Source organism: Nocardioides sp. (genome assembly GCF_051876515.1).
Lineage (GTDB): Bacteria > Actinomycetota > Actinomycetes > Propionibacteriales > Nocardioidaceae > Nocardioides.
In genome coordinates, this window is the sequence record NZ_JBJEHY010000127.1 from 1 (window position 1) to 10343 (window position 10343).

Annotated in this window: 12 protein-coding genes; 1 reads left to right on the forward strand and 11 read right to left on the reverse strand. The window is 71.6% G+C overall.

The genetic code is table 11. From position 1 onward, the window contains the following. Window positions 1-240: 240 nt before the first annotated feature. Window positions 241-945 (forward strand): TetR/AcrR family transcriptional regulator, encoded by a 705-nt coding sequence (locus tag ACI379_RS09110; protein ID WP_439791770.1) that lies wholly within the window; start codon window positions 241-243, stop codon window positions 943-945. Between the two features lie 109 nt (window positions 946-1054). Here the strand turns inward: ACI379_RS09110 and nusB are convergent, their stop codons facing one another. The 11 genes from nusB to ACI379_RS09165 all read right to left on the reverse strand — a co-directional run. Then, window positions 1055-1507, reverse strand: coding sequence for a transcription antitermination factor NusB (gene nusB, locus ACI379_RS09115; RefSeq protein ID WP_439791771.1), 453 nt, complete (start codon window positions 1505-1507; stop codon window positions 1055-1057). Window position 1508: 1 nt separating this feature from the next. Beyond that, entirely contained in the window at window positions 1509-2072 is a 564-nt protein-coding gene (gene efp, locus ACI379_RS09120) for an elongation factor P (RefSeq protein WP_439791772.1), read from the reverse strand. 122 nt (window positions 2073-2194) lie between these two features. Further along, window positions 2195-2638, reverse strand: a complete 444-nt coding sequence (locus tag ACI379_RS09125) for a type II 3-dehydroquinate dehydratase (protein WP_439791773.1) — start codon at window positions 2636-2638, stop codon at window positions 2195-2197. Continuing rightward, window positions 2635-3735, reverse strand: a complete 1101-nt coding sequence (gene aroB / locus ACI379_RS09130) for a 3-dehydroquinate synthase (protein WP_439791774.1) — start codon at window positions 3733-3735, stop codon at window positions 2635-2637. The genes ACI379_RS09125 and aroB overlap by 4 nt, the downstream gene beginning before the upstream one ends. Next, entirely contained in the window at window positions 3728-4273 is a 546-nt protein-coding gene (locus tag ACI379_RS09135; RefSeq protein ID WP_439791775.1) for a shikimate kinase, read from the reverse strand. Before ACI379_RS09135 ends, aroB begins: the two co-directional genes overlap by 8 nt. Next, window positions 4273-5451, reverse strand: a complete 1179-nt coding sequence (gene aroC, locus ACI379_RS09140) for a chorismate synthase (RefSeq protein WP_439791776.1) — start codon at window positions 5449-5451, stop codon at window positions 4273-4275. Before aroC ends, ACI379_RS09135 begins: the two co-directional genes overlap by 1 nt. A gap of 67 nt (window positions 5452-5518) precedes the next feature. Beyond that, window positions 5519-6373: a prepilin peptidase gene (locus ACI379_RS09145; RefSeq protein ID WP_439791777.1), complete on the reverse strand. Its 855-nt coding sequence runs from the start codon at window positions 6371-6373 to the stop codon at window positions 5519-5521. Beyond that, window positions 6363-7196, reverse strand: coding sequence for a shikimate dehydrogenase (locus ACI379_RS09150; protein ID WP_439791778.1), 834 nt, complete (start codon window positions 7194-7196; stop codon window positions 6363-6365). Before ACI379_RS09150 ends, ACI379_RS09145 begins: the two co-directional genes overlap by 11 nt. Then, complete coding sequence (gene mltG / locus ACI379_RS09155) at window positions 7196-8326, reverse strand: endolytic transglycosylase MltG (protein ID WP_439791779.1); 1131 nt, start codon at window positions 8324-8326, stop codon at window positions 7196-7198. Before mltG ends, ACI379_RS09150 begins: the two co-directional genes overlap by 1 nt. Next, entirely contained in the window at window positions 8319-8780 is a 462-nt protein-coding gene (ruvX, locus tag ACI379_RS09160) for a Holliday junction resolvase RuvX (protein ID WP_439791780.1), read from the reverse strand. Before ruvX ends, mltG begins: the two co-directional genes overlap by 8 nt. Window position 8781: 1 nt before the next feature. Then, window positions 8782-10343, reverse strand: a 1562-nt coding sequence (locus ACI379_RS09165) for an alanine--tRNA ligase-related protein (RefSeq protein ID WP_439791781.1), incomplete at its 5' end; no start/stop codon positions are given.

Below are 10343 nucleotides of genomic sequence, written 5' to 3' on the forward strand. Positions count from 1 at the left end.
AGGTCGTGGAGATCGCCTTCGACGGGGTGCAGCGCTCCACCCGCTACCCCGGCGGCGTCGCACTCCGTTTCGCCCGTGTCGTCCGCTACCGCGACGACAAGACCGCCGCGCAGGCGGACACCCTCGCCACCCTGCAAGAACGCCTCTGAGCCGCGCCCGTTCACCGCCCGGGACCAACCGTTCGCCGGCTTGTCGTCACAGACGTGTCACACGGTGTTCCACACTGCGTACACTTCTCGCATGTCCACCGACACCGTCCCGTCCGAGTCCACCGACGGCCGTCGTTCCGCCGCTGCGGTACGTCGCCGCCAGCGCGAGCGGGAGATCCTCGACGCGACCCGCAACCTCTTCGACGAGCGGGGGGTCAGCGAGGCCCAGATCGAGGACATCGCGAAGGCGGTCGGCATCAACCGTGCCATCGTCTACCGCCACTTCATCGGCAAGGAGGAGCTGTTCGCGCTCACCCTCGTCGGCTACCTCGAGGAGCTCCGCGCGATCCTGCACCCGCTGGCCACCGACGGGGGCAGCCCCGAGGAGCGCCTCACCGCCATCGTGTCCGCGTTCGTGGACTACGGCATCGAGTACCCCGCCTTCGTCGACTGTGCCCTGACCCTGATGCGTCGCCGCGGGGCCGAGCTCTTCGACGAGCTCAGCGAGAGCGCGCTGTTCCGCCTCGGCAAGGCCATGACCGGCTGCCTGACGATCCTCTCCGACGTCGTCGAGGAGGGCACCGCACAAGGCGAGTTCGGCAAGCAGGACCCCAACCTGCTGGCCAACATGATGTACGCGACCGGGCTCGGCGCCCTGCAGATCGCCCGCGTCGGGATCCTCGTCAAGGAGTCCGCACCCGGGGTCCCCGTCATCGGATCCGTCTCCGCCGACCAGGTCCGCGAGTACCTCGTCACCTCGGTCCTGGCCCAGGCGATCGGGCGTCCGCGTCCCTGAACCAGCGTGTCGGGCCCCGCACCGCAGGGCCACGTACGGCAGAGCCCCGGTGACCGTCACGGTCACCGGGGCTCTCCTCGTGGGCGGCGGAGGTCCGTCGCCGACGGAGTCACTGGTTGTCGCCGGCGTCCTCGCTCGCGCGGGTCGCGATGTCCTCGAGGAGCGTCGGCTTGTCGCGCAGCACCGCTCCGAGCACACCGTTCACGTACGTGGGCGAGTCGTCCGTGGAGAGGTCCCGGACCAGCACGAGCGCCTCGGAGACCGCGACGGCCTCGGGGACGTCCTCGGCCCAGAGGAGCTCGAGGACCCCGATGCGCAGGACGTTGCGGTCCACCGCTGGCATCCGCTCGAGCGTCCAGCTCTCGCTGTACATCGACAGGATCCGGTCGATGTCGCTCTGGCGCTCGACCACACCACGCACCAGTTCGGTGGTGTACGGGTTGGTCGGTCCCTCGCCCGCCTCGACGGCGCGCTCGAGGGCCGCGACCGGGCTCTCGCTGCGCATCTCCGAGGCGTACAACAGGTCGAGGGCCCGCTTGCGGGCCTTCCCGCGAGCAGACACGTCAGCCCTTCACACGGCCGAGGTAGGAGGAGTCGCGGGTGTCGACCTTGACCTTCTCGCCGCCGGAGATGAACAGGGGAACCTGGATGACGTGACCCGTCTCCAGGGTGGCCGGCTTGGTGCCACCGGTGGAGCGGTCGCCCTGCAGACCGGGCTCGGTCTCAGCGATCAGCAGCTCGACGGAGGCGGGCAGCTCGACGAAGAGCACGCGGCCCTCGTTGGTGGCCACGATGGCCTCCTGGTTCTCCAGGAGGAAGTTCTTGGCGTCGCCGACGATCTCCGGGGCAACCTCGAGCTGGTCGTACGTCGAGGTGTCCATGAAGACGTACGAGGAGCCGTCGTTGTAGAGGTACTGCATCGTGCGCTTGTCGACGTTGGCCGTCTCGACCTTGGTGCCGGCGTTGAACGTCTTGTCGACGTTCTTGCCCGACTCCACGTTCTTGAGCTTGGTCCGCACGAACGCCGGGCCCTTGCCGGGCTTGACGTGCTGGAACTCGACGACGGTCCAGAGCTGTCCCTCGAGCTTGAGGACCATGCCGTTCTTGAGGTCGTTCGTGGTTGCCATGCGCGGAGGTCCGCCTAACGTCTCGGGGGTGTGGCCAACGCCAAATCTTAGTGCGCGCGGGCGCCCCTCGTGAAACTGGCTCCGGAACGACCCCTCGCCGGGCCGGCCCGAGGCGGGTCCGGTCAGTCCGCGGCGAGCGCGGAGGCCGCGTGCTCGAGCGCCTGGCGGTAGCCGTCGACCCCGTGGCCGGCCACCGTGGCGACCGCGTGCGGCTCGACGACCGACGTGTGCCGGAACACCTCCGGGCGGGCCTTCGGGTCGGAGAGGTGCACCTCCACCAGCGGTGCTGTCAGCTGGGCGCACGCGTCGTACAGGGCGAAGGAGTAGTGCGTCCACGCTCCCGCGTTGAGCACCACGGGGGTCCCGTCGTCGGCGGCCGCGTTGAGCCAGTCGAGCAGCTCGCCCTCGTGGTTGGTCTGGCGCACCGAGACCTCGAGGCCGAGGTCCCTCCCCCACGCCACGCACAGGTCCGCGAGCTCGGCGTGCGTCGTCGTGCCGTAGATCTCGGGCTGCCGGCGCCCCAACCGGCCCAGGTTGGGGCCGTTGAGCACGAGCACTGCCCTCATGCCGCACCGCCGATCGCGGCGTACGCCTCGCGGAGGAGCGCCTCGTCGGGGCCGGCGAGGATGCGCGGCTTGCCGATCCCCTCCACCACCACGAACCGCAGCTGCGAGCCACGCGACTTCTTGTCGATCCGCATGGCGTCGAGCAGCTGGTCGAAGTCGACCTCGTCGAAGGTCGTGGGGAGCCCGACCCGGGACAGGGCCGTACGGTGCCGGGCGAGGTCGTCGGCTCCCAACAGCCCCGCGCGCGCGGCCAGCTCGGCGACGAAGACGCACCCGATGGCCACCGCCTCACCGTGTCGGACCTGGTACGCGGTGGCCAGCTCGATGGCGTGGGCCAGGGTGTGCCCGTAGTTGAGGACCTCGCGGCCGGGGTGGCCGTCCTTGCCACCGGTCTCCTTCAGGTCGTCGACGACGACGTCGATCTTGACCTGGATGGCGCGCTCCACCAGCTCGCGCAGCACGGCGGAGGTGGGGTCCAGCAGGGTCTCGACGTCGGACGACTCCACGAGCTCCAGGATGTCGGTGTCACCGAAGAAGCCGCACTTCACGACCTCGCCCATGCCGGCGACGAACTCCTCACGCGGCAGCGACGCCAGCGTGGTGAGGTCGCACAGGACGCCCGCGGGCTCGTGGAAGGCGCCCACGAGGTTCTTGCCCGACGCCGTGTTGATGCCGGTCTTGCCACCGACGGCCGCGTCGACCATGCCCAGGACGGTGGTCGGCATGTGCACCACGCGTACGCCGCGCAGCCAGGTCGCCGCGACGAAGCCGCCGAGGTCGCTCACGGACCCACCGCCGAAGGTCACCACGGCGTCCGAGCGGGTGAACCCGGCCATGCCGAGCGCCTCCCAGCAGTCGTTCACCACGGAGGCGTTCTTGCCGGTCTCGCCGTCGGGCAGGCCGAGAGCGAGCACGTCGTAGTGCTCGCTGAGCACGTCCGCGACCGGCTGCGCCAGTTCTCCCAGGGCGCCGGCGAAGAGCAGGGCGACCCGTTCCACGGAGGGGCCCAGGATCTCGGGCAGCCTTCCGGCGAGGTCGTGGCCCACCACCACGTCGTACGGCGACGCGCCGCCCACGTGCATCACGGTGTCACTCATCGGTGTCTCCCTGCTCCTGCGCGTCCAGCACGCGGATGATCTCGTCGGCCACCTCGTCGGCGCCACGTCCGTCCGTGTCGACCGTGACGGTGGCCACGGCCTCGTAGATGGGGGTGCGCTCGTCGAGCAGAGCCTTGACCTTGGTGCGCACGTTGCCGAGCAGCAGCGGTCGCCCGACCCCGAGACCGACCCGCTGGACGGCCTCGCTCAGCCCCACCCGCAGGAAGACGACGCGGTGGCCGGCGAGCGCCTCACGGGTCTCGGGACGCAGCACCGCTCCCCCGCCCAGGGCGAGGACGCCCGGGTGCTCCTCGAGAGCGCGGGCCACGGCACGGACCTCCGCGTCGCGGAAGTAGTCCTCGCCGGAGTCCACGAAGATCTCCTGGACGGGTCGCTGCTCGTCGGCCTCGATGTCCTGGTCGGTGTCGCGCACGCCGACGCCCCACCGCTGACCCAGCAGTCCGGCCACCGTCGTCTTGCCAGCCCCCATCGGGCCGACCAGCACGACGCGCGGACGCGTGGGGACCGCGCCGCCCACTACTGGTACCGCAGGTTCGACAGGTACGTCTCGACGTTGCGCCGGGTCTCCCCGACCGAGTCGCCACCGAACTTCTCGGTGATGGCCTCGGCCACGACGAGGGCAACCATCGCTTCGGCGACGATGCCGGCCGCGGGAACGGCACACACGTCGGAACGCTGGTGGTGCGCGACGGCCGGCTCGCCGGTGGCGACGTCGACGGTGCGCAGCGCACGCGGGACGGTCGCGATCGGCTTCATGGCGGCGCTGACGCGCACGACCTCACCCGTCGTCATGCCGCCCTCGATGCCACCCGCACGGCCCGAGACGCGTCGCAGGCCCTCGTCGGTCGAGACGATCTCGTCGTGCGCCAGCGAGCCGGGCGTGTCAGCCAGGTCGAACCCGTCGCCCACGCCCACGCCCTTGATGGCCTGGATGCCCATGAGGGCGCCGGCGAGGCGGGAGTCGAGGCGTCGGTCCCAGTGCACGTGGGAGCCCAGGCCCGGCGGCAACCCGTGGACCAGTACCTCCACGACACCGCCGAGGGTGTCGCCGTCCTTGTGCGCCTGGTCGATCCGCGCCACCATCGCCGCGCTGCCCTCGGGGTCGAGGCAGCGCACCGGGTCGGCGTCGAGGCGCGCCTCGTCGTCGGGGACGGGGACCTCGGACGACGGGGTGCGCACGCCGCCGATCGAGACCACGTGGGACACGATCCGCGCACCGGTGGTCTGCTCGATGAAGTGGCTGGCGACGCGGCCGAGCGCGACCCGGGCCGCGGTCTCGCGGGCCGAGGCCCGCTCCAGGATCGGGCGCGAGTCGGCGAAGTCGTACTTCTGCATGCCGGCGAGGTCGGCGTGGCCGGGGCGGGGGCGGGTCAACGGCGCGTTGCGTGCCATCGTCTCGAGCTCGGCCTCGTCGACCGGGTCGGCCGACATGACCTTCTCCCACTTGGGCCACTCGGTGTTGCCGACCTCGATGGCCACCGGGCCGCCCTGGGTGCTGCCGTGGCGCACACCACCGATGAACCGGACGGCGTCCTGCTCGAACTTCATCCGCGCGCCGCGGCCGTAGCCGAGGCGCCGGCGCGCGAGGGCGTCGGAGATGTCGTCAGAGGTGACCTGGACGTGGGCGGGCAGACCCTCGAGGATCGCGACCAGCGAAGGGCCGTGGGACTCGCCCGCAGTGAGCCAACGAAGCATGCGCGCAGTCTTTCACGATCGTTCCGGACCGCGACGCCGGTCCCGCCCGGACGAGACGTGGGGGCGCTCAGCCCCAGATGTACGCGGCGACGTCGTTGCCCCAGACGAGGGCGACCACGACGGCCACGACCATGAACGGGCCGAACGGCCAGGAGACCTTGAGGAACGAGGAGTCGCGGCGGACCATAGCGACCGCGCCCAGGGCCACCGACGGCAACGCCATGAGGAAGAACGGCAGGATCGTGCCGATCACCGCCGCGCCCCAGCCGGCCCATCCCATGACGAGCCCGAGGAGGGCCGCGAGCCGGACGTCACCGAATCCGATGCCCGAGCTGCGGAGCGCGTACAGCACACGGTAGAAGGTCCGCACCCCCACCATGGCGATCACGGCGCGCAGCAGGGAGTCCGTGGCCCCGGTGAGCAGCCCGACCGCCACCACGACCACGAGCGTGGCGAGCGTCGCGGGGACCACCACGACGGTGGGCAGGAGCTTGGTGCGCAGGTCGACGTACGCCAGCGCGACCAGGACCGGGATCAGGCCCCACAACCACAGCAGCGGCCAGTCCAGCCCCGTGGACCAGCCGAGCAGCGCGCCGGCCCCGGCTCCCAGGAGAGCGCACCACGCCCCCAGCCGTGGGACGGCCGCCAGGTCGGCGTACAACGGCTTGGGCGGCTCGTCGTCCGCCCCGACCTCGTCCACGACGGGGTCCGGCACGGGCTCGACGGCGGGCTCGGTGTCCTCGGGAGCACTCCCCTGGCCTGCGCCCGTGGCCCGCGAGGCGGCGCGCTCGGCCTGCATGGCCTCGGCCCTGGCGGCCAGGACCTCCGGTTCGGGGATGGAGGCCACCAGTCGAGGAACCAGCCAGCCACCGACGGCGCCCGCGACGGCCCCGACGAGGACGACCCACCACTCAGTCGGCACAGGTGCTCCGCTCCTCCAGCGCCCGCACACCCGCGTCGCGCATCGACTCCAACGGGCCCGGGACCCCGGTGAACAGCTCGAACTGCAGGACGGCCTGGTGGACCAGGAGGTCCAACCCTCCGACCAGCGTCCGCCCGCTCTGCTCGGCACTGCGCGCCAGCGGCGTGGGCCAGGGGTGGTAGATCACGTCGAACACGGCCGGGACCTCCGCGCAGCGGTCGACGAGCAGCTCGCCCTGGGCGGCTGCCGGGACCGTCGAGACGACGACGTCGGCACGGAAGGCACCAGCGGCGTCGAGCAGGTCGACGCGCACGACGGGCCGCGACGGGTGGGCACTGATCGCCTCGACCGTCTCGCGGGCCCGTGCGGGGTCGCGGACGACGACCGTCACCTCGCTGGCGCCCAGGTCGCACAGGGCGAGCCCGGTGGAGGTGGCGGTGGCCCCGCCGCCGAGCACCACCCCCGTACGGACCTCCCCCGCGACCCGCTCCCGGATCGCCGCGACCGCGCCGGGCACGTCCGTGTTGGCGCCGAGCAGGCGGCCCTGGTCGAGCACCACGGTGTTCACCGCTCCGGAGAGGGAACCGTGGGCATCGACCTCGTCGACCAGGGCCATCGCCTCACGCTTGAGCGGCATGGTCAACGACAGGCCTCGCCACGCGTCGTCCAGGCCAGCGAAGAACCCAGCCAACCCGCCGCTCGGCACCCGGTGCGCGTCGTAGGTCCAGTCCAGCCCGAGGGCCTTGTACCCGGCCCGGTGCAGGACCGGCGACAGGGAGTGCTCGATCGGGTCACCGAGCACCCCGCACCGCCGTCCTGCCATCAGCAGCGGTCCACGGTGTCGCAGTAGGCGTCGTACTCGCGCGAGTTGGCCAGGAACTCCTCGTAGGACTCGCTGAACTTCGTCTCGCCGGTCTCCAGGTTGACCGTCACGTAGTAGTACCAAGGACCGTCGGCGGGGTTGAGCGCCGCCTGGATGGCGTCGTCGCCGGGCGACTCGATCGGCGTCGGCGGGAGGCCCGCGCGGCGCCTCGTCTCGTACGGGGTGTCCTGGGCGAGCTGGTCGGCGGTGAGTTGCGTGGTGCCTGACAGGCCGAGCCCGTAGGCGTTGGAGGCGTCGATGCCGAGCGTCCCGTTGGTGCCGCCCTTGTCGCCGGGGCCGTCGAGCCGGTTGTAGATCACCCGCGAGATCTTGGGCATGTCGTCGCCGCGCCCCTCGGCCTCGATGAGCGAGGCGATGATCATGACCTCCGCCGGCGTCTTGCCCAGTTCCTCGGCCCTGGCCTCGAGGTCGGCCTCGTCGGCCGCCTGGCGCCAGCGCTTCACCATCGCGCGCAGCAGGTCGGCGGCGTCCTGGCCCGGGGTCACCGCGTAGGTGGCCGGGAACAGGTAGCCCTCCGCGTTGCCGTTGGCGTAGTCGGGCAGCCCGATGTCCTTCTTCAGCGCCTTCTCGACCTGGGCGGCGGAGAAGTCGGTGTTCTTGGCGATGACGTCGACGATGTCGACGACCCGCAGACCCTCGGGGATGGTCACGCTGGCGCGGACCTGCTTGTCGGGGTCGATCAGGACCGCGAGCGCGCCGGCCGCCGACATCTCCTTCTTCAGCGGGTAGAAGCCGACCTGGATGCCGCTCGACTTCGGCTCGGCCCGGGTCGCCTCGATGAAGGCGTCCACGGACGCCACCACGCCGGCGTCCTTGAGGTTGCGACCGATCTGGGTGGCGGAGTCACCCTCGCGCACCTCGAAGAGCACGTCGCCGCTGCCGGGCCCCTCGAAGTCCGCGGCCTCGCCGAACGCGTCCTGGACCCACGTGACGCCACGATCCACGACGTACCAGGCACCCCCGACGACCAGGGCGAGCACCAGCAGCGCGACGACACAGCCCACAGGGCTGCGCCTCTTCCTCGCGCGGCGGCGGCCACCCTCCACGTAGGTGTCCTCGTACTCAGTCATCACTCACCTCGACGATCTCTCCGGGTGCCCGATCACTCGAACGTTCGGTGTCGAGTGCGTTCTGAAGGATCAGCACCGCCGCGGCCTGGTCGACGACCTCGCGTCGCTTGGCGCCCTTCTTCCCACGATCGCGAAGCATTGCCTCCGCCGAGACCGTGGTCAAGCGTTCATCACACAGCCTGACAGGCACGGGGGCAACCCGCCGCGCCAGCTGCTGCGCGAACTCGCGCGTCTTCACGGCCGCGGGCCCCTCCGCACCGGACAGCGAGCGGGGCAGCCCGACGACGATCTCGACGACCTCCTGCTCCTCCGCGATCCGCTGGATGCGGCGCAGGTCGCCCTTGCCGCGGCGGACCGTCTCCACGGGCGTCGCGAGGAAGCCCGTGGGGTCGCTGACAGCGACACCGATCCGGGCGTCCCCCGGATCGATGCCGAGCCGCTTGCCGAAGCGCACGTCAGCCCTGGCCGGCCGACCGCGCCACGTCCGCGCGCACGGCCTCGAGCGCCGCGTCGACGCCGGAGGCGTCGGTGCCGCCACCCTGGGCCATGTCGGGCTTGCCGCCGCCCTTGCCCGCGATGTGGGGGGCCGTGGCACGGACCAGGTCGCCGGCCGACACGCCTGCCGCACGGCCAGCCTCGTTGACCGCAGCGACCACGGAGACCTTGCCGTCGGCGACACCGAGCAGAACCACCGCACCGGGCCGCGAGGCGTCCAGACGCGCCCGTACGTCGGTGGCGATCGTCCGGACGTCGCCACCTCCGGCGCCGTCCACGCGGGCGGCCACGAGGGACACGCCGGCGACGTCGACGGCCGAGGCCGCCATCTGGGCGCCACCGGCCAGCAGCTGGGCCACGCGGAGCTTCTCGAGTTCCTTCTCGGTGGCCTTGAGCCGCTCGACCACGTCGCTGACCCGACCGACCAGGTCGTCGGGCTGGGTCTTGAGCATGCCGGTCAGCTGGGCCACCACGTCACGCTCGCGGGCCAGGTAGGCGAAGCCCTCCAGGCCCGTGTACGCCTCGATGCGGCGGTTGCCCGAGCCCACCGAGGCCTCACCGGTCACGACGAGCGTGCCGATCTGCGAGGAGTGGTCCACGTGCGTACCGCCGCACAGCTCGCGCGACCACGGGCCGCCGATCTCGACGACGCGCACCTTGGTGTTGTCGTACGTCTCGCCGAACAGGGCGATCGCGCCCCACTCCTTGGCTTCCGACAGGGTCATGTACTGCCAACCGACGGGCAGGTCGGCGCGCAGGGCCTCGTTGGAGACAGCCTCGATGTCCTTGACCTGCTGCGGGGTCAGCGACTGGGTCCAGCCGAAGTCCAGTCGCAGGTAGCCGGGACGGTTGTACGAGCCGGACTGCAGGGCCGTGGGCCCGAGCACCTCTCGCAGGGCGGCGTGCACCACGTGGGTGCCCGAGTGAGCCTGACGGGCGCCCAGACGCCACTGGGGGTCGACCTTGGCGTGCAGGTCACGGACGTCGGCGGGCAGCTCGCCCTCGAGCACCCGCACCTGGTGGACGACCAGGCCACGCACGGGACGCTGGACGTCGAGGACCTCCAGGACACCACCGTCGAACTCGATCCGCCCGGCATCGGCGGCTTGGCCGCCGGACTCGGCGTAGAACGGGGTGCGGTCGAGGACGATCTCGCCGACCTCGCCTGTCGCCAGCGAGCCGACGGACTCCCCCTCGCGCAGGAGCGCGAGCGGGCGCGACTCGGTCTCGAGGGTCTCGTAGGCCAGCCACTCGGTGGGGCCGTTGGCGTCGAGGATGTCGCGGTAGACGTGGGTGTCGGCGTGCTGGCCCTTCTTGGCGCGCGCGTCGGCCTTGGCCCGGGCCCGCTGCTCGGCCATCAGGGAGCGGAAGCCGTCCTCGTCGACGCTGAGACCGGCCTCGCTGGCCATCTCCAGGGTCAGGTCGATCGGGAAGCCGTAGGTGTCGTGCAGCGCGAAGGCCTGGTCGCCGTCGAGCACGGTGCCACCGGCACCCTTGACGTCTGCGGCGCCGCTGTCGAAGA